18 protein-coding genes and 2 pseudogenes are annotated in these 18541 nt (G+C 70.7%); 10 read left to right on the forward strand and 10 right to left on the reverse strand.

The features are described 5' to 3' along the window. A pseudogene (locus tag G3I65_RS36270) lies at positions 1-482 on the reverse strand (bifunctional 3'-5' exonuclease/DNA polymerase); the annotation flags it as partial. A gap of 152 nt (positions 483-634) precedes the next feature. On the opposite strand from G3I65_RS36270, the gene G3I65_RS36275 reads away from it, so the two are divergent. Then, positions 635-2269 carry an acyl-CoA synthetase gene (locus tag G3I65_RS36275; RefSeq protein ID WP_160700100.1) on the forward strand — a complete coding sequence of 545 codons (1635 nt, stop codon included), beginning with the start codon at positions 635-637 and terminating at the stop codon, positions 2267-2269. Positions 2270-2275: 6 nt separating this feature from the next. Here G3I65_RS36275 and G3I65_RS36280 read toward each other — a convergent pair whose 3' ends face one another. The 3 genes from G3I65_RS36280 to G3I65_RS36290 all read right to left on the reverse strand — a co-directional run bounded on the left by G3I65_RS36280 (position 2276) and on the right by G3I65_RS36290 (position 4718). After that, positions 2276-3148, reverse strand: coding sequence for an HD domain-containing protein (locus G3I65_RS36280; protein WP_160700101.1), 873 nt, complete (start codon positions 3146-3148; stop codon positions 2276-2278). Between the two features lies 1 nt (position 3149). Further along, entirely contained in the window at positions 3150-3476 is a 327-nt protein-coding gene (locus G3I65_RS36285; protein ID WP_239071666.1) for a PadR family transcriptional regulator, read from the reverse strand. Between the two features lie 318 nt (positions 3477-3794). After that, complete coding sequence (locus G3I65_RS36290; protein WP_160700102.1) at positions 3795-4718, reverse strand: hypothetical protein; 924 nt, start codon at positions 4716-4718, stop codon at positions 3795-3797. Positions 4719-5077: 359 nt separating this feature from the next. Between G3I65_RS36290 and G3I65_RS36295 the strand changes: the two genes are divergently transcribed. Genes G3I65_RS36295 through G3I65_RS36310 form a run of 4 tightly spaced genes read left to right on the forward strand, consistent with a single transcriptional unit; the run spans position 5078 to position 8463 of the window. Beyond that, positions 5078-5830, forward strand: coding sequence for an SDR family oxidoreductase (locus G3I65_RS36295; RefSeq protein WP_160700103.1), 753 nt, complete (start codon positions 5078-5080; stop codon positions 5828-5830). Next, entirely contained in the window at positions 5827-6882 is a 1056-nt protein-coding gene (locus G3I65_RS36300; protein WP_160700104.1) for a phosphotransferase family protein, read from the forward strand. Before G3I65_RS36295 ends, G3I65_RS36300 begins: the two co-directional genes overlap by 4 nt. Further along, positions 6882-7538: a histidine phosphatase family protein gene (locus tag G3I65_RS36305; RefSeq protein ID WP_160700105.1), complete on the forward strand. Its 657-nt coding sequence runs from the start codon at positions 6882-6884 to the stop codon at positions 7536-7538. Before G3I65_RS36300 ends, G3I65_RS36305 begins: the two co-directional genes overlap by 1 nt. Before the next feature lie 10 nt (positions 7539-7548). Further along, the gene (locus G3I65_RS36310; protein ID WP_160700106.1) at positions 7549-8463 is read left to right on the forward strand and encodes an SMP-30/gluconolactonase/LRE family protein; all 915 of its coding nucleotides are present in this window, start codon (positions 7549-7551) and stop codon (positions 8461-8463) included. Here the strand turns inward: G3I65_RS36310 and G3I65_RS36315 are convergent, their stop codons facing one another. The 4 genes from G3I65_RS36315 to G3I65_RS36330 are packed head-to-tail and all read right to left on the reverse strand — an operon-like array spanning position 8464 to position 12278. Next, the gene (locus tag G3I65_RS36315; RefSeq protein WP_160700107.1) at positions 8464-9291 is read right to left on the reverse strand and encodes an enoyl-CoA hydratase family protein; all 828 of its coding nucleotides are present in this window, start codon (positions 9289-9291) and stop codon (positions 8464-8466) included. Beyond that, on the reverse strand, positions 9288-9980 hold the full coding sequence (locus G3I65_RS36320; RefSeq protein ID WP_160700108.1) for an SDR family NAD(P)-dependent oxidoreductase: 693 nt from the start codon (positions 9978-9980) through the stop codon (positions 9288-9290). The genes G3I65_RS36315 and G3I65_RS36320 overlap by 4 nt, the downstream gene beginning before the upstream one ends. After that, positions 9977-11479, reverse strand: a complete 1503-nt coding sequence (locus tag G3I65_RS36325) for a benzoate-CoA ligase family protein (RefSeq protein WP_160700109.1) — start codon at positions 11477-11479, stop codon at positions 9977-9979. Before G3I65_RS36325 ends, G3I65_RS36320 begins: the two co-directional genes overlap by 4 nt. After that, complete coding sequence (locus G3I65_RS36330) at positions 11472-12278, reverse strand: creatininase family protein (protein ID WP_160700110.1); 807 nt, start codon at positions 12276-12278, stop codon at positions 11472-11474. The genes G3I65_RS36325 and G3I65_RS36330 overlap by 8 nt, the downstream gene beginning before the upstream one ends. A gap of 48 nt (positions 12279-12326) precedes the next feature. Between G3I65_RS36330 and G3I65_RS36335 the strand changes: the two genes are divergently transcribed. The 5 genes from G3I65_RS36335 (at position 12327) to G3I65_RS36355 (ending at position 17196) form a co-directional block, all read left to right on the forward strand. Next, positions 12327-13142, forward strand: coding sequence for a PaaX family transcriptional regulator C-terminal domain-containing protein (locus G3I65_RS36335; protein ID WP_160700111.1), 816 nt, complete (start codon positions 12327-12329; stop codon positions 13140-13142). After that, positions 13139-13933, forward strand: coding sequence for a tryptophan 2,3-dioxygenase (locus G3I65_RS36340; RefSeq protein WP_160700112.1), 795 nt, complete (start codon positions 13139-13141; stop codon positions 13931-13933). Before G3I65_RS36335 ends, G3I65_RS36340 begins: the two co-directional genes overlap by 4 nt. Further along, complete coding sequence (locus G3I65_RS36345) at positions 13930-15123, forward strand: kynureninase (protein WP_160700113.1); 1194 nt, start codon at positions 13930-13932, stop codon at positions 15121-15123. The genes G3I65_RS36340 and G3I65_RS36345 overlap by 4 nt, the downstream gene beginning before the upstream one ends. 193 nt (positions 15124-15316) lie before the next feature. After that, complete coding sequence (locus G3I65_RS36350; protein WP_160700114.1) at positions 15317-16390, forward strand: Glu/Leu/Phe/Val dehydrogenase dimerization domain-containing protein; 1074 nt, start codon at positions 15317-15319, stop codon at positions 16388-16390. After that, positions 16387-17196, forward strand: coding sequence for a serine hydrolase (locus G3I65_RS36355; RefSeq protein WP_309235903.1), 810 nt, complete (start codon positions 16387-16389; stop codon positions 17194-17196). Before G3I65_RS36350 ends, G3I65_RS36355 begins: the two co-directional genes overlap by 4 nt. A gap of 44 nt (positions 17197-17240) precedes the next feature. Here the strand turns inward: G3I65_RS36355 and G3I65_RS36360 are convergent, their stop codons facing one another. Together G3I65_RS36360 and G3I65_RS36365 are read right to left on the reverse strand one after the other, a co-directional pair. Next, positions 17241-17936, reverse strand: a complete 696-nt coding sequence (locus tag G3I65_RS36360) for a hypothetical protein (RefSeq protein ID WP_160700115.1) — start codon at positions 17934-17936, stop codon at positions 17241-17243. Between the two features lie 300 nt (positions 17937-18236). Continuing rightward, a pseudogene (locus G3I65_RS36365) lies at positions 18237-18541 on the reverse strand (LysR family transcriptional regulator); the annotation flags it as partial.

Consider the following 18541-nt stretch of genomic DNA (forward strand, 5'->3'; position numbering starts at 1 on the left):
TCGGCCGCCAGCAGCAGCCGCATCCGGTCGGGGTGCTCGGTGGCGGCCACCCGCCGCTCCTGCTCGGCCAGCACGCGCCGGACCGCCGTGACGACCGTCACGCCCTCGGGCAGCGTCGGCACCCTGGTCTCGAACAGCGTCGGCTGGGCCGACTCGACGGCCGCCGAATCCGGGGGCGGTTCCTCGCCGTTCGCCCTGGCCCAGGCCGCGCGCAGGCTCCGCGACTGCTCCTCCGCGCCCTCGTACGCCAGCAGCAGCCCCTCCGCCAGCGCGACGTCGTAGCAGCGGCGCACCCGCACCCCGGCCGCGACGAGCACCGGGTACGTCGACTCCGCCGACGGGAACACCCACCGGGGCTCCAGCGACGCCTCCAACTCCCGCGCCGACCTCGCGAAACCCGCTTCGTCCAGCCCCGTCACCGTCGATGACGGCGAGTGCACGGTGAAGCTGCCGTCCTCCTCACGCCCCGCGATCACCTGCACGAAGACATTGTGCCGACCACCACCGACAGTTTCCGCGCGCTCGCGAGTAGTGCGTTCGGCCCACGGTTGGTTTACTCTCCAGTAGCTCCCATACCGCCGGTACGCCCGCCGTCGGCGTGGGCTCTCTTCCCCGCAGCAACGGAGGTGCCTGGATGAGCCTGGTCGAGCTCGCCACGCAGGTGGCGGACAAGGTGGCCGAAACGGCCCGCAGCGTCGACGTGATGCGGCGCGCGGGACTCGTCCCCTTCCCCCGGCTCGACGAGGGGGTCCGCTCGCTGGTCGCGATCCGCAAGTTCGGGCCCTTCGCGGGCGCGAACCACATCTCCGCGCGCCGCGACCCGACCGCCGTCGGCATCGTTGACGAGCTCGGCCCGCTCACCTACAAGCAGCTCGACGACCAGTCGAACGCGCTGGCCAGGGCCTGGTCCGAGCGCGGCATCGAGCCCGGCCAGGTCGTCGCCGCGCTCTGCCGCGACCACCGCGGCCTGGTCCTCACGATGGCGGCGGCGGGCAAGCTCGGCGTCCGCCTGCTGCTGATGAACACCGGGTTCGCGAAGCCGCAGCTGGCCGATGTCGCCAAGCGCGAAGGCGTCACGGCGCTGATCTACGACCAGGAGTTCACCGGCCTGCTCGACGCGATGCCCGAGGGCGTCGACCGCTACCTCGCCTGGGTCGACCCGGACAGCGACCTGGCCGACCGGACCGTGCCGGTGCTCAGCGAGATCATCGCCAGCACCGACGACCGGCCGTGGCCCGCGCCGGCCAAGCCGGGCGGGTTCGTCCTGCTGACCAGCGGCACCACCGGCACGCCGAAGGGCGCGCCGCGGCCGCACACCTCGGCGCTGGCGTCGGCGCAGTTCCTCGACCGGATCCCGCTGCGCTCCAACGAAGCCACCTACATGGGCGCGCCGCTGTTCCACGGCACCGGGCTCTCGCAGTTCATCCTGTCCTTCGCGCTCGGCTCGACGGTCGTGATGCGCCGCAAGTTCAGCCCGGAGGAGGCACTGCGCGGCGTCGCCGAGCACAAGTGCACCGCGCTCGTGCTGGTGCCGACGATGCTGCAGCGCATCGTCGACCTGCCGAAGGAGATCCGCGAGAAGTACGACACGTCGTCGCTGCGGATCATCTTCGTCGCTGGCTCGGCGCTGTCGCCGGACCTCGGGAACCGCGCGAACGAGGCGTTCGGGCCCGTGGTGCACAACCTGTACGGCTCGACCGAGGTCGCGGTGGCGACGGTCGCGACGCCGGAGGACTGGCGTAAGGCGCCGGGAACGGTCGGCCGTCCGCCGGTCGGCTGCAAAGTGGCGCTGTACGACCAGAACGGCGGCCGCATCACCGAGCCGCACGTGACCGGCCGCGTGTTCGTGGGCAGCGGCCTGAGCTTCGGCGGCTACACCGACGGCCGCCACAAGGAGATCATCGACGGCTTGCTCTCGAGCGGCGACGTCGGCCACTTCGACGAGGACGGGCTGCTCTTCATCGACGGCCGCGACGACGAAATGATCGTCTCCGGCGGCGAGAACGTGTTCCCGATCGAGGTGGAGAACCTCTTGGTGGAGCGCGAAGACGTGCTCGAGGCGGCGGTGATCGGCGTCGAGGACCCGGAGTTCGGCCAGCGGCTGAAGGCGTTCGTGGTGCTCGCCGACGGCGTTTCGCTGGACGCCGACGAGGTGCGGGACTACGTGAAGGCGAACTTGGCGCGGTACAAGGTGCCGCGGGACGTCGAGTTCCTGGACGAGCTGCCGCGCAACGCGACCGGAAAGGTGTTGCGCACCAAGCTTTCCTGACGCCGGTCAGCGGCGGCGCCAGGCTTCGATCAACTCGCGCAGGCGTTGCGCGGCGGCTCCGTCGCGGGCGAAGAGCACCGCGGCGAGCACGCCGAGGGCGGCCACGGCGACGATCGCGGCCGGCCACGTGACGCCGGTGTTGAGGAAGGTGGCGGCGACCGCGCCCAGGGACAGGGCGGTGCTCTGACCGGCCCGTCCGCGTCTGCGGAGTGTCCACGCCAGACCGGGCATCGCGACGGCCAGCCCGGCCACGAACCCGGCCCGGCGGCGCCGGGTCGGCAGCGTGGCGATTTCGCCCGCCCATTCGGCGAGCCACCGGGACCGCGCCGATTTCGGGAGCAGCAGCGCGCTGACCGCGAGCACCCGAGGTGGGCGGGCGAGCACCCCGGACGCCAGTGCCGACAGCTCCCGGCCGAGGTCGGGCAGGTCGAGCCGCACGGCGAGGGGGACGAGGGTTGCCAGCGTCTCGGCCGACTTGACGCGCCGCTTGGCGGGGTCGAGGTGCTGGATGGTGCGCAGGTTGTGCAGGCGGTCGGCCAGTTTCAGGTGCAGCACGCCGTCCGGAGCGGACTCGAGGTCCTGCGTGTCTTCCAGGCGCTGCAGGCCGGCGAGCAACGCGGCGACCGGAGCGCCGAAGCGTTCGGGGATCCGGCCCGGTGCGTCGTGCAGGAGCCCGGCGCAGACGAGGTCCCGGCTGCCGCGCTGGCCGGCCAGGATCGCGGCGACCGCGACGGGGTGCGTGAGGTACGGGTCGCCGCTCTTGCGCAGCTGCCCGCGGTGGACCTCCGCGGCGAACCGGTAAGCGCCTTCGAGGAAGCGCACGTCTTCGGCGGGCAGGTACGCCGACACCGCCGCGGCCAGGGGATCGGGCAGCTCCACGTCAGAACCCTCCCTCGGTCAGCAACCGCCGCGCGCGGCCGCTCTGGCGCCGGTACGCGGCCTGGGAAAGCACCCGCCGCGCCTCCGACACGCCGTCGGCCGTGAGGCGGTACAGCCGCCGCCGTGGGCGGCCTTCCGACTCGTGCACGGCGGGGTCTTCCCACTCGCTCGTCAGCCAGCCGGCGCCCTCCAGCCGGGCCAGGATCTGGTACACCGTCCCGGATTTCAACCCGACGGCGCGCATCAGGTCCAGCCCGTACCGCGCTTCGGCGGGGTCCTTGACCAGCTCGTCGAGGACCAGGGCGGTCTGGAGTGTCATCCTCGGCATAGCTCTTATTCTACATAGCCCGCGAACTGTGGAAACGCGTCCGAACGGGTCAATTCCGGGGCTCTCGCGACGTCGCGGCCGCGCGGTCTACGCGGCGTCGCGGGATGTCATGAAAGGGTCGTTCATGTCGTCTGGTGACATGAATGAGTCATTCACTACGATCTACGGCGGGGTGTCGGCAAAGTCGCGCTGGTGAGCGGGTTGGCCGGTCGCGGGCTGGCTGCGTGGTCTGCTCGGCGTCGTGGGGGTGTTGTGAATGGGTCATTCATGTCGTCTGGTGAAGTGAATGACTCATTCATGTCATCGGGCGGCCCGGGCTCAATCCCAGTCGATGCCGAAGACTCCGGGCCCGAAGTCGAGCGCCACCGCGTGCACCCCGTCGCCGCCGTCGAGCTTCAGCGGGCGGCGCGCGAGCGAGTCCGTCGAGCCGTTGTGCGAGTACTGCCAGCACCGCTCCGGCGCGGTCCCCGGCGCGAACCGGACCTCCAGCAGGTACTCCCGCACCGGGCGGCGGAACTCGCGGTAGTGGGTGTTGCGGCACTCCGGGTACGGCGGCCCGCTGTTGGTCAGCGTGTACTCGATCAGGTGCGTCTCGCCGCGGTTGATCGGCTGGTCGAAGAGCAGCTCGGCGACGATCAGGCCGTGCGCCTCGTCGACTTCGGCGCGGCCGACCCGGCAGTTGCGGACCGCGTGCAGTTCCGGCGCGCCCGCCGCCGGGTCGTCCTGGGTGTACACGAGCAGCCAGCGGTCCTGGCCGTCGGAGACCGCCTGGAACACCGCGCGGGCGGTCACCGCGCGCTGGCCGCCGTCCGCGGCGATCTCGCACAGGTCGTGCAGCCCGACCAGTTTCAGCGGGTGCTGGCGCTCCAGCGCGTTCGGGGCGCCGACCTTGTCCAGCAACGGCTGCAGCACCTCGCGCGGGAACGACATCGGCTCGCCGCCCGCGTGGCGCTTCCCGGCGCCGCCGCGGGGCCGTGGCGGGGGCAGCAGGCCGAGCAGCGCGCCGGCCGGGACGTCGAGGATCTCCTCCAGGGTCCGGACCGCCGACAGCGAACTCTGCCGTTCGGGCTGGCGCTTGCCGGACTGCCAGTAGCTGAGGGCGGTGACGCTGACGACGACCCCGCGCGCCCGCAGCCGGGCCTGGATCCGGTCGAGCGAGAGCCCGCTCGTCGCGATGGCCGCACGCAGCTGCGTGGCGAACGCGGTGCGCCCGTTTTCGTCGCCCGCCGTGCTGCCCGCCATTGCCGATCCGCCCCGTGCCGTCCCCCGACGATCCCCGACACGGAGCACGTTAGCAGGGTTACCCACCCCGTCCGCGCCCCTGATCGCCGGGCGGTCCGCTGGGGCGAACGGGCTAGTACTGGCAACTGTGAACCATTGCCCCCGCCAGGCCGGGCGCGCTTTCATGACTTGCCTGCGCCGGTGGCCCCGCCTCCCCCTCACGGACCACCCCGGCGCGGGCCGAACAGCCGTGCGGAACGGCTCCGGTTCACCCGGCCGCGTTGTGCGACCGGCCGGTGTGGCCGCGCGATGACCGGTGGCCCGGCGACGCCCCCAGCGCCGGGCCACCGGTCTTATTACCAACGGGTAGCATCCGATCCATGGTTCTCCGGAAGAACATCCTGATCACCGGCGCCAGCAGCGGGTTGGGCGAGGGCATGGCCCGGCAGTTCGCGGCGAAGGGGCGCAACCTCGCGCTGTGCGCCCGGCGCACCGAGCGCCTCGAAAACCTCGCCAAGGAACTCGAGGAAGCGCACCCCGGGATCAAGGTCGTCACCCGCACCCTCGACGTCACCGAGCACGACCGCGTGTTCGCCGTCTTCGAGGAGTTCCGCGCCGAGCTGGGATCCCTCGACCGGGTGATTGTGAACGCCGGGCTCGGGAAGGGGCAGCCGGTCGGCAAGGGCCGGTTCGACGCCAACCGCCAGACGCTCGAAGTCAACTTCGTCGCGGCCGCGGCCCAGATCGAAGCCGCCGCCGGGATCTTCCGGGAGCAGGGCGCGGGGCACCTCGCGGTGGTCTCGTCGTTCAGCGCCATCCGCGGTCTTCCGGGCAACCTCACCGCGTACGCCGCTTCGAAGGCCGGGATCTCGGCGTTCGTCGACGGCACCCGCCTCGAACTCAAGCGCAAGGGCATCACCGTCACCGACGTCCGGCCGGGCTACATCGAGTCGGAGATGAACGACCGGCTCGGCAAGAACCCCTTGCTCGCCAGGGCCGAGAGCGGCGCCCGGGCGCTGGTGAAGGCGATCGAAGCCGAGCCGAGCCGCGCGTACGTCCCGGCGTGGCCCTGGGTGCCGCTGAGCGCCGCCATGCGCGTCGTGCCCGCCTCGGTGCTGCGGAAGTTCGCATGACCACCGTCGAGGTGCGCGAGGAGGACGCCTTCGACGTCGCCGCGGTGCACGCCTGGCTGACGGCCAAGGTCGACGGCCTCGGCGACGAGCCGCCGCACGTCCGGCAGTTCCCCGGCGGCGCGTCGAACCTGACGTACCTGCTGACCTACCCGGACCGCGAGCTGATCCTCCGCCGGCCGCCCGCCGGGCACAAAGCCGCGTCGGCGCACGACATGCGGCGCGAGTACCGCGTGCAGCACGCGCTGAAGCCGGTGTTCCCGTACGTGCCGCGGATGCTGGCCTTCGGCGACGACGAGAGCGTGCTCGGCGGCGACTTCTACGTCATGGAGAAGCTCGAAGGCCTGATCCTGCGCGGCGACCTGCCCGCCGGGCTCGACCTGAGCGCGGACCAGGCGCGCGAGCTGTCCGGCAAGGTCGTGGACCGGCTGGTCGACCTGCACGCGGTCGACGTCGGCAAGGCCGGCCTGGCCGACCTCGGCAAGGGCGCCGGCTACGTCGAGCGCCAGATCCGCGGCTGGTCGGACCGGTACGTCGCGGCGCGTACGGACAACGTGGGCGACTTCGCCGAGGTCCGCTCGTGGCTGGCGGAGAACCAGCCCGCCGAGGTGAAGATCTGCCTGATCCACAACGACTACCGGCTCGACAACCTGGTGCTGGACGGCCCGGCGACGCTGAACATCACCGGCGTGCTCGACTGGGAGATGGCCACCCTCGGCGACCCGCTGATGGAGCTGGGCAGCATGCTGGCCTACTGGGTCCAGGCCGATGACGACGACGTGATGAAGGCGAGCCGCCGCCAGCCGACGCACCTGCCCGGGATGTTCACGCGCGAAGAGTTCGTCGCGCGCTACGCGGAGAAGACCGGGCTGGCCGTGGGCGACTGGCGGTTCTACGAGGTCTACGGCCTGTTCCGGCTCGCGGCGGTGCTGCAGCAGCTGTACCGGCGTTACCGCGAGGGCGCGACCCGCAACCCGGCGTTCAAGAACTTCTGGCAGTTCGTCGGCTACCTGGACTGGCGCTGCCGCGAAATCATCGCGAAGGGAAGCGTGTAGTGGGCGCGATCTACCTGGTCCGGCACGGTCAGGCCTCGTTCGGCGCGGCCGACTACGACGCCCTGTCGCCGCGCGGCTTCGAGCAGTCCACTGTGGTCGGTGCGGAACTGCTGCGCCGCAACGTCTCCTTCAGCCAGATCCGGTCGGGATCGCTCGCGCGGCAACGCGACACCGCGGCGACGGCGTTGAAGGTGCTGGGCAGCGACGTCCCGGTGGTCGAGGACCCGCGCTGGAACGAGTACGACCACGTCGACATCGCGCGGTACCACGCCGGCGGCGCGCAACAGGAGGATTCCCGGGCGTACCAAGGAGTTCTCGACGCCGCGCTGACCGCGTGGACGTCGGCGGGCACCGGCGGGCCGTGCGCCGAGACGTGGCCCGCGTTCCTCGCCCGGTGCCGTGACGCGCTTTCGGACCTGGTGGCGTCCCTCGGCAAGGGGGAGAACGCGCTCGTGTTCACCTCGGGCGGCGTGATCGCGACGGTCTGCGGCCTGCTGATGGGCACGCCCGAAGCCGGGCTGCTGAAGCTCAACCGCGTCACCGTCAACGGCGGCATCACGAAGCTCGTTTCGGGCCGCGGCGGCGTGACTCTCCTGTCCTTCAACGAACACCCGCACTTCGAAGCCGACGCGGCTTCGCTGCTCACCTACCGGTAGGAGACGTTCGATGCGGTTCGGCGAGGTCACGATCCACCCGGTGAACGGCCACGGCCCCGAAGACGTCGTGGTCGACGGCGAAGGCCGGATCTACACCGGCGTCGACGACGGCCGGATCCTGCGCCTGTCCCCGGACGGCAAGCGCATCGACGTCCTCGCCGACACCGGCGGCCGTCCCCTCGGCCTGGAGCTGTACGGCGACGACGAGCTGCTGATCTGCGACGCCCGCGCCGGCCTGCTGGTGGTCCCGCTGTCCGGCGGAACGCCGTCGGTGCTCGCGACTTCCGCGCTGGGCCTGGACTTCGTGTTCTGCAACAACGCGGCGGTGGCGTCGGACGGGACGGTGTACTTCACGGACTCGTCCCGCCGCTTCGGCATCGACAACTGGCGCGACGACCTGATCGAGCAGACCGCGGGCGGCCGACTGCTGCGCCGCTCCCCGGACGGTTCGATCGACCTGCTCCTGGACGGCCTCCAGTTCGCGAACGGCGTCGCGCTGGCTCCGGACGAGTCCTTTGTGGCGGTGGCGGAAACGGGCGCGTGCCGGGTGTCGCGGGTGTCCCTTTCGGACGGTCGGACGGACGTGCTGATCGATGGTCTGTGGGGCTTCCCGGACAACATCTCGACGGGCACGGACGGGCTGATCTGGATCACGCAGGCGTCGCCCAAGGTGGCCGCGCTGGACGTGGTGCGCCGGCTGCCGTCGTTCCTGCGTGCGGGCGTCCGGCGGCTGCCGGCGTCGTTGCAGCCGAGCCCGGGCCGCGAGGTGGGTGTGCTGGGTGTCGACGCCGACGGTGCGGTGGTCCGCGAGCTGCGCGGGGAGATCGACGGCTTCCACATGCTGGTGGGCGTCCGGGAGTGGCAGGGGCAGCTGTACTTCGGCTCGCTGGAGGAGAACGCGATCGCGCTGACCGCGGCCGGGTGACTAGCGGCCCGTCCAGCGCGGCTCTCGACCCGCCGACCAGGCCGCGTAGAACTCCTTGTGGTCCTTCGCCGTCATCAGCAACGCCTGGGTGATCGCTTCCAGCTCGATCGCGCTGCCCAGGTCCATGTCCAGCTCGCGGGTCAGCAGCACCTTCGTCGTCGCGTACGCCAGCGCCGGGCCGTCCGCCAGACGCCGGGCCAGTGCCGAGGCCGTCGAAGCCAGGTCGGCGTCCGGGACCACCTGCGAAGCCAGGCCGATCTCCAGCGCGCGAGCCGCCGGGAGCTTGTCGCCCAGCATCAGCAGTTCGGTCGCGCGGCCGAGGCCGACCAGGCGGGGGAGCAGGTACGCCGAACCCATGTCCGCGCCGGCCAGGCCGACCTTCGTGAACAGGAACGCGAACTTCGCCGACTCGGCCAGCAGCCGGAAGTCGCTGGCCAGCGCGAGCACCGAACCCGCGCCGGCCGCGACGCCGTTGACCGCCGCGATCACCGGGATCGGGCACTCGCGCAGGGCCTTCACCACCGCGCCCGTCATGCGCGTGAACTCGAGCAGCTGGGCCGTGTCGAACTTCTGCAGCTCGCCGATGATCTCCTCGACGTCGCCGCCGGAGCAGAAGCCGCGGCCCTGGCCGGTGAGCACCAGCACCCGGACGTCTTCGTGGTGGGGCAGCTCCAGCACCAGGTCGCGCAGGTCGGCGTAGACGTCGAAGGTCAGCGCGTTCAGCTTGTCCGGCCGGGTGAAGGTCACCGTGGCGACGCCGTCGTCCACGGTGAACTCGAAGTGCTCCCACTCCTTCGTCAGCGGTGCGGTCGCGCGGAACGGGCTCATGACTGGATTCCTCCGCCGTCGAGTACGAGGGTCTGGCCGTTGATCGCGGCGGCTTCGGGCGCCGCGAAGAAGGAGACGGCGAACGCCACCTCCGCGGGTTCGAGCAGCCGGCCGAGCGGGGACGCCGCCGCCAGCGCCGCTTCGGCGTCGCCGGTCGAGCGGCCGGTGCGCTCCTGGATCCGCGCCACCGACGTCGCCGTCATGTCGGTGCGGACGAACGCCGGGCAGACCGCGTTCGCCGTGACGCCGGTGCCGGCCAGCTCCGCCGCCACCGCGCGCATGAAGCCGACCGCCGCGTGCTTCGACGCCGTGTACCCGGCGGTGTAGCGGTAGCCGACGTGCGACGCCGTCGACGCCACCGTGACGACGCGGCCGCGGTCGCGCTCGCGCATCCCCGGCAGCGCCGCGCGGGTGCACAGGAAGGCGCCGGTGGCGTTGACTTCGAACTGGCCGCGCCAATCGTCCACAGTGGTCTTTGAAACCGGGGCGCTGGAAGAGATCCCGGCGTTGTTGACCAGGACGTCGACCGGGCCTGCCGAGGCGAAGTACGCGGCAACGGCTTCTTCATCGGTCACGTCGCATTCGGCGCGGCCGGGCGCCAGCACGGTGTCGCCGAGGGAACGGAACCGCGCGGCGATCGCCGCGCCGATGCCGCGGGTGCCGCCGGTGACCACGACCAGGCGGCTCACGGGCGGGCCGCCAGCGCGCGCCGGTCGAGCTTTCCGTTGGCGGTACGGGGAAGTTCGGTCACGAACACCACCTCGCGAGGGTACTTGTGCTTGGCCAGGTGGGCTTTCGCGTGGTCCTTCAGCTCCTCGGCGGGCACCGGGGTGCGGACCACGACGTACGCGCGGGGCACGACCAGGCCGTCGACCTCGTGGCCGACCACCGCGCAGTCCACCACGGACGGGTGGCCGAGCAGGCAGTCCTCGATCTCGCCCGGCGCGACGAACACCCCGCCGACCTTGAGCAGCGCGTCGGCGCGGCCGTGGTGGCGGAAGTAGCCGTCGGACCGGCTGAAGAGGTCGCCGGTGGTCAGCGTGTCGCCGTCGAACGTGCGCGCGGACTTCTCCGGATCGCCGAAGTACTCCAGCGCGATCGTCGGCCCGGTCACCCGCAGCGGCCCGATTTCCCCGTCGGGCAACGGGTTCCCCAGCTCGTCGACGACCTCGGCGGTGTAGCCGGGGACGGCCGTGCCGAGCGTGCCGGTGCGGGCCTGACCCGGCCGGTTCGACAGGTAGATGTGGTACGCCTCGGACGACCCGATCCCGTCCACGACCGGCACCCCGAAGGTCGCGTCCCACTTGCGGTGCAGTTCCGAGGGCAGTGCCTCGCCCGCCGACGTCGTCATCCGCAGGCAGCTCAGGTCCTGCTCCGCCGCGGCCGGGTGGGCGACCATCGCGCTCATCATGGTCGGCACGTTGACCAGCACCGTCGGCCGGTGCCGGGCGATCAGCTCGAAGATCAGGTCGGCGGTGCTGCGTTCGGGGAACACGATCCCGGCGGCGCCGACGCCGAACGGGAACAGCGCCACCAGATCGCGCGCGTAGCCGAAGAAGAGCTTGGGCACAGCGAGAATCCGGTCGTCCTCGCGCAGGCCGAGCACCTGCACGGCGTACCGTTCGAAGCTCTCCAGGGGGCTGCGCAAGGTGTGGACGCACGCCTTGGGCGCGCCGGTGCTGCCCGTGGTGAACTTCCAGATCCCGACGTCGTCCAAAGTGGTCGGAGCCGCGGCCAAGGCAGGGGACGCGGCGTCGAGCAGCGCGCGAAACGGCCGCTCGTCCGGGCGCAGTTCCGCCGCGGGCACGCCGAGCACCAGCAGGTTCCGGGCGCCGGCGGAGCGCAACGCGGGCAGCGTGACGGCGTCCGCGACCACGGCGACCGCCTCGGTGTACCCGAGGTAGTAGGCGTAGTCCTTGGGCTGCAGGAAGGGGTAGACCTCGGCGGTGACCGCGCCGATCTTCTGCGCGCCGTACCAGGTCGCGACGAACTCCGGGCCGTCGCTCAACGCCAGCAGCACTCGCTGTCCTTTTCGGACACCGGCGTCGCGCAGCACGTTCCCGGCGCGGTTGGCCAGCTCGGCGAGTTCGCCGTACGAGATCGAGCGATCCCCGGCGAGCAGGGCGACGCGGCCCGAAGCCACGTGCCGGTCGAGGAAGTGCGTGGCGAGGTTGAACGGCTCACTCACGGGCCAGCTCCCGGATCGCTTCCACCAGCAGGTCGGTCAACGTCGAGAAAGTCTCCGCGCCTTCTTCCGCCGTGGCTTCGGCGGGCTTGCCGCAGTATGCCTCGGACATCCCCATGGCGAGAAAACCACCGTCGGAAGGAGCCGAAGCGAGTCCATCCATGCCCCCGCCACCACCCTCAACGGAGGCGCTGCGCGCCGCTGTCAAACTGATCGGCACGTGCGGCAGCGTCCGCATGACGGCCTGGTCCACCAGTTCCGGCCGGTCGGCCAGCACCAGCGACGTCTCGTACCGCCCCGCGTGGCACTCGCCCGACCGGAACTCCTCGGTCAGCCGCTGCGCGTGCCGCCGCCGGACCAGGTCGAGCAGGGCGGCGCGGCCGTCGTAGGCGAAGTTGAGGGTCTCCACCGCCCGCCGCAGCGTGACCAGGTGCGCGGGCTCGAAGTGGTTGTTGACCAGCAGGATCCGGCGGAACCGCTGGCCGATCAGCGCGGCGCCGATGTCCACCAGCAGCGAGTGCAGCGTCTCCTCGCCGATGTGGACGCCGCCGGCGAACCCGGTCGCGAACCGTGTCACGCCGTACGGGATCTCGGGCAGCACCAGCACGTGGACGTCCTCGTCGGCCGCCAGCCGCTCGGCCGCGCGCTCGCACATGCCGCGCGAGATCAGCGGATCCGTGCCCAGCGGCGCGTGCGGGCCGTGCGGCTCGACCGCGCCGACCGGGAGCAGCAGCACCGGGACGCGGTCGCCGTCCGGCAGGGCCGCGACCTGCCGCGAGGTGAGGTCCGCGAAGTACGTCACGCAAATCAAGCTACACCGCAGCGGCCTGAGGTGTATAGAGTTGCGCCCATGCCCGTCGACGCCTTCGAAACCGGTCCCCAGGACCTGGTCGTGACGTTGCTGGGCAGCTACGTGCACCCGCGCGAGAGCCGCCGGGTGTGGTCGGGCGGCCTGGTCGCGGTGCTCGCCGAGCTGGGCTTTTCCGACGGCGCGGCCCGCATCGCGCTGACCCGGCTGGTGCGCCGCGGCCTGCTCCAGCGCCACCGCGAAGGCCGCACCGTGCACTACTCGCTGACCCGCCGCACCATCGCCCTGCTCGCCGACGGTGACCACCGGATCTTCTCCCTCGGCCGCCGCGAGCGCGCCGCGGGCGAGTGGACGGTGCTGTGGCAGAGCATCCCCGAAAGCCGCCGCCAAGCCCGGGAGCGGCTGGTCCGGCGGCTCCGGTTCCTCGGCTTCGGGCCCTACCAGGACGGCACCTGGATCGCCCCGCACGACCGCGAGGCCGAGGTGCTCGCGCTGCTCGGTGAGCTCGACGTCACCGAGCACGCCGGCCTGCTGCTCGGCCGGCCGTCGGCGGCGCTGGACGTCCGCCGGTTCGCCGGCCGGGCCTGGAACCTCGACGACCTGGCCGCGCGCTACACCGGGTTCGTCGAGCAGTTCGGCGGGTACGCGGGGAGCGAGCCGCCGGACGCCGAAGCGTTCGAAGTCCGCACCCGCCTGGTGCACACCTTCCGCGCGTTCCCGTCCCTCGACCCGGAACTGTCCGCCGACCTGGTGCCCGCACCGGATCGCCGGGCGGCCGCGGTCGAGTTGTTCCACGATCTGTACACCGCGCTCGCGAAACCCGCGCAGCGCCACTTCGACGAGGTGACCAAGGGATGACCGAAACCAGCTCCGCGACCCAGGAAGCCCTGAGCTACACCTCGTACCTCGCGCTGGACGAGGTGCTGGGCGCCCAGCGCCTGCGGTCGGACGAGCACGACGAACTGCTGTTCATCGTGATCCACCAGGTGTACGAGCTGTGGTTCAAGCAGATCCTGCACGAAGCGGAGTTCCTGCAGCAGAACCTCGAAGCGGGCAACACCGCGCACTCGATCCGCACGCTGCGCCGGATCCTCACGATCCTCAAGGTCGCGGTCGCGCAGATCGACGTGCTGGAAACCATGACCCCCAGCCAGTTCACCAGCTTCCGCGCCCGGTTGGACGCCTCCAGCGGCTTCCAGTCGGCCCAGTTCCGCGAGCTGGAAGCCGTGCTCGGGCGGCGCGACGAGCGCGTCTTCGCGCACTACCCCGAAGGCGGCGAGCAGCGGAAACGCATTGCCGAAGCGATGGCGCGGCCGTCGTTGTTCGACTCTTTTTTGGCGTACCTCAAGGCTTCTGGCTATTCCGTCGAGTGTGATCGAGACGTCACTCGACCGGTGGAGCCGTCGCCGGCCCTGCAGGCGATATTGCTGGACGTGTACAGCGACGACGGCGGACCGTCGGTCGTCGCGGAATGTCTGGTGGATCTCGACGAAGGGATGCAGGAGTGGCGCTACCGGCACGTGAAGATGGTCGAACGCACCATCGGCGACAAGACCGGGACGGGGGGATCATCCGGCGCGACCTACCTGCGCACCACGCTTTTCCAGCCGATGTTCCCCGATCTCTGGGCAGTACGGAGCCGACTGTGACCACCCTCGACGACGTCCGCGCGGACCACAACGCACTGGCCGCGCACTACTCCCGGTTCGCGGTGGCCGATCGCCTGCTGCTGTCCGGGCATTCGCACCAGGCCTGGCCGGACGTCGCGGAGGAGGGCCTGCTGGAGTCCTTCGCGGACGCCGCCCGCGACGTCGACGCGAAGTGGGAGCGCGCCTTCGCGAAGGCGGACGAGCTGCGCGCCGGCTTCCGGCAGCTGCTCGGCGACCCGCACGGCGAATACGCGCTCGGCGCCAGCACGCACGACCTGGTGCTGCGGTTCCTGTCCGCGATGGAGCTGCCGCGAAGACCGCGGCTGGTCACCACCGATGGCGAGTTCCACACCCTGCGCCGCCAGTTCGCCCGGCTCGAGGAGGAGGGCGTCGAGATCGTCCGGGTGCCGCTCGACCCGGTGCCCACGCTGGCCGAACGCGTCGCCGCGGAGGTCACCGACGACACCGCCGCGGTGCTCGTCTCGGCCGTGCTGTTCGAGACGTCGCGGCTCGTGCCCGGGCTCGCGCACCTCGCCGACGCCTGCCGCGGGCGCTCGATCGAGCTCGTCGTCGACGCCTACCACGCGCTCGGCGTCGTGCCGTTCGCGCTGCACGACCTCGGGCTCACCAACGCCTGGGTGCTCGGCGGCGGCTACAAGTACCTGCAGCTCGGCGAGGGCAACTGCTTCCTGCGGCTGCCCGCGCACGCCCAGGAGCTGCGGCCGGTGATCACCGGCTGGTACGCCGAGTTCGGCGCGCTGGCCGACGAACGCCACCCGGGCGCGGTCCCGTACGCCACCGGCGGCGACCGCTTCGCCGGTGCCACCTACGACCCGGCCAGCCACTACCGCGGCGCCCGGGTCCAGCGGTTCTTCGCCGAGCAGGGCCTCACGCCCGAGTTCCTGCGCGAGGTCTCGCAGCACCAGGTGGGCCTGCTCGCGTCGGTGTTCGACAAGCTGGCGCTGCCCGCCGACGTCGTCACGCGGGACCACGAGACGCCGCTGGAGCGGCTTGGCGGCTTCCTGTCGCTGCGCTGCGCCGACGCGGCCGGGCTGCAGGCCGCGCTGGCCGCACAGGGCGTCCGCACCGACAGCCGCGGGCAGTACCTGCGCTTCGGCCCGGCACCGTACCTTTCGGACACCCAGCTCGAGACGGCGATGGCCACCCTTGGATCGGTGGTCCGCGGCTGACCCCTCACCTACCCCCTAACCCGGGGGTTACCGGTCCGTATCGCGGGACCTGCCCTGGTCCGGCGGACGGCGGGGATCTAGGTTGATCCCGGGGAAATCGCACTCGGGCGGACGACCTCCGCCCCGCGCCCCTGGAAACCTTGGAGCGCGTCCTGGCCACGAACCAGGCGCGGGAGACAAAGGAGTCACCACCGTGACCGAAGGAGTGTTCGCCCGGGGCACCGGGCACGAACAGGTCGTGTACTGCCACGACGAAGCCAGTGGCCTCAAGGCCATCATCGGCATCTACTCCACGGCGCTCGGCCCCGCATTGGGCGGGACGCGCTTCCACCCCTACGCCACCGAAGCGGACGCGCTCGACGACGTGCTCGCGCTGTCCAAGGGCATGGCCTACAAGAACGCGCTGGCCGGCCTCGACCTCGGCGGCGGCAAGGCCGTCATCATCGGCGACCCGAAGACGCTGAAGTCCGAAGCGCTGCTGCGCGCGTTCGGGCGGTTCTTGCAGTCGCTGGGCGGCCGCTACATCACGGCGTGCGACGTCGGCACGTACGTGCAGGACATGGACATCGTGGCCCGCGAGTCCCGCTTCGTCACCGGCCGCTCGCCGGAGGACGGCGGCGCGGGCGACTCGTCGGTGCTCACCGCGTTCGGCGTCTACCAGGGCATGCGGGCCTCGGCCGAGCACCTCTGGGGCAGCCCGGAGCTGGCCGGCAAGCGCGTCGGCGTGGCCGGCGTCGGCAAGGTCGGCCACATCCTGGTCGGGCACCTCATCGCGGCCGGCGCGCAGGTGACGATCACCGACGTGTGGGAGCCGGCGATCGAGCGCACCCGGTCGATCTACCCCGACGTCCGGGTCGTGTCCGATGTGGACGCGCTGCTGCGCACCGAGCTGGACGTCTTCGCCCCGTGCGCCCTCGGCGGCGCGCTCAACGACGAGACGGTGGCGCTGCTGTCCGCCCAGGTCGTCTGCGGCGCGGCGAACAACCAGCTCGCGCACCCGGGCATCGACAAGCAGCTGGCCGACCGCGGCATCCTGTACGCGCCGGACTACCTGGTCAACGCGGGCGGCGTGATCCAGGTCGACGACGAGCGCCACGGCTTCGACTTCGACCGCGCCAAGCGCAAGACGACCGCCATCTTCGACACGACGAAGGCCGTGTTCAAGCTGGCCGAGACCGAAGGCGTGCCCCCGGCGACGGCGGCCGACCGGCTCGCGGAGCGGCGCATGACGGAGATCGGCAGGCTGCGGTCCATCATGGCCGGGTGAGTTCCACCCCAGAACAGATCTTCGCGACGGCGGGCGTGCAGGGCTTCCTGCACGTCCGCCGTCTCGGTTCGCCCGCTGCCACCGGCATCGGCGCCGATTCGCCGGTCGTGCTGGCGTCGGTGGTGAAGGTGCCGCTGGCGTACGAGTTCGCCCGCCAGGTCGCGGCGGGACTGCTCGACCCGGCGGACCGGGTGCGTGCGACAGCCGCGGACCGCCTGGGCGGCACCGGCTCGGCGGGCTTCGCGGACGACGTCTCGTACAGCCTCCGCGACGCGGCCCGGCTGGCTCTTTCGGTGTCCGACAACACGGCGGCGGACCTGCTCTTCGACCGGGTGGGCGTGGCGAACGTGCGCTCATTGCTGGCCGAGCTGGGGTTGACGCGGACGTCGGTCATCGGTGCGCCGCGTGACCTGCTGGCCACGATCATCGAGGACACCGAGGCGGGGCGGCCGTTGCGGGCGCTGGATCCCTCGCGGACTTCGGCGACCACGCCGCGGGAGATGACGGCGTTGCTGGCGGCGATCTGGGCCGACCCGGTGGCGGAGCCGGTGCGCGAGTGGATGTCGGCGCAGGTCAGCTGGCACCGGCTGACGGCGGGCTTCCCGCCGGAGGTCGCGGTGGCGGGGAAGACGGGCACGATGCCGGGGATCCGCAACGAGATCGGGGTGGCAACGTACCCGGACGGGGTTTCGTACGCGATCGCGGTGTTCACGGTGGGCGGCGCGGAGACGTTGCGCCGCCCGGACATCGACCGCGCGATCGGGGACGCGGCCCACGCGGCGGTGGAGCAGCTGCGCCGGTCGTGAGTGTTCAGTTAGTTCTGGTCAACCCGGAAATTCGGAGATCGCCGTCAGAAATCGAGGTCCGCCTGATATGGTTCTTTTGCGTCTGGCCCACTCTTTGTTAGGTTCAAGCTGGAAATTCTTCCTCGCGCTGTGAAGATACCCACCTCGTAGCAGTTGCATGACAGGTATGACCTCGTTACGCCAAGTCCGAAAAGATTCTTGTTGATATGCAGAGTGGCCGAATAATCGTCAGCGTAGCCAGGTTGGCCAATGAAGGTCATGTGCCGCCACTTTACTTCGATTGTGTCGGCGGAGAGCCTTTCCATGCAGTCCGGGATCGCCCAATCGGCGCCATCGTTGAAATTTGTAACCCTAAATTCGTCGTAAGTGCTTTCGAATGCTGCTTTGATGTCGACGGGAATATTCTCGCTCGGTGTGCACTGGCCCTGTTGTAGACCGTCCCAGAGGTAATTGCGAACAAAAGTGTTGATATGTTGCTGATCCTTTGGGTTCTCAGATTCGAGTTGAGGAAATTTCTGGATCGCAGCGGCACGTGTGGCGGCGCTTTCAGATGACAATTGGCCATAAGTGCTCGCGAGGGCTGAGTTCTGCTGGCTCTGAGCCGCAAGTCGAGCTTGAAATTGGCTTATCTGAACCTGCTGCTGATTTGTTATGGAATTATCGGCGGTGAACCACAATGCCACGACGGCGGCGAGTGGCGCAAGTCGCATCCATCCTTCCCAGGTGGCGAACTTGTTCAAGGAGGCAATGACTCCATTGTTGCGGCGCACTGATCGTCGTCTGGCCTCTACTGTGGTCTTCAAGTGTCGAAGACCGGTTCTGGGGACATTGATGGGTCTCGACGTGAGGACTCGTCGTTGTCGCGAGAAAGAGCTCACCATGAGCGCATACTTTCGTGGCTGCCGCTTCTTGGCAATACGACGCGCCGCAAGAATGCGTGGCATGTTCGAATTGGAAGGCGCTCGACTTGGCGACTGGCTCCGTGGCTTGGCTGCACCTTGTCGGCGGTCGTCAATTATTATGCGTCGTATCGCAGTCGATCAGGTCCGGTCGTAGAAGACATCCCAGGGGCGCGGGCCCTGCGCGGGCGGCACGATCCGCGACACCCCGTCGCCCTCGAGGACCGTCGCCGCCAGCTCGGCCAGCTTCGCCGCCTGCGGGTGCGGGCTCGGCGAAGGCCACGCGAACGCCATCCGGGACCGCAGCACCTCGCCGTCCAGGGGGCGCCACACCACGCGGGGTTCCTTGCGCGGGCCCGGCTCGAACGCCACGCCGTGCCCGGCCAGCACCAGGCCCAGCGCGAACTCCGGGTTGCGCGCGTGGCGGATCGACGCCGGGCGGAAGC

The organism is Amycolatopsis sp. SID8362 (genome assembly GCF_010550475.1).
Lineage (GTDB): Bacteria > Actinomycetota > Actinomycetes > Mycobacteriales > Pseudonocardiaceae > Amycolatopsis > Amycolatopsis eburnea.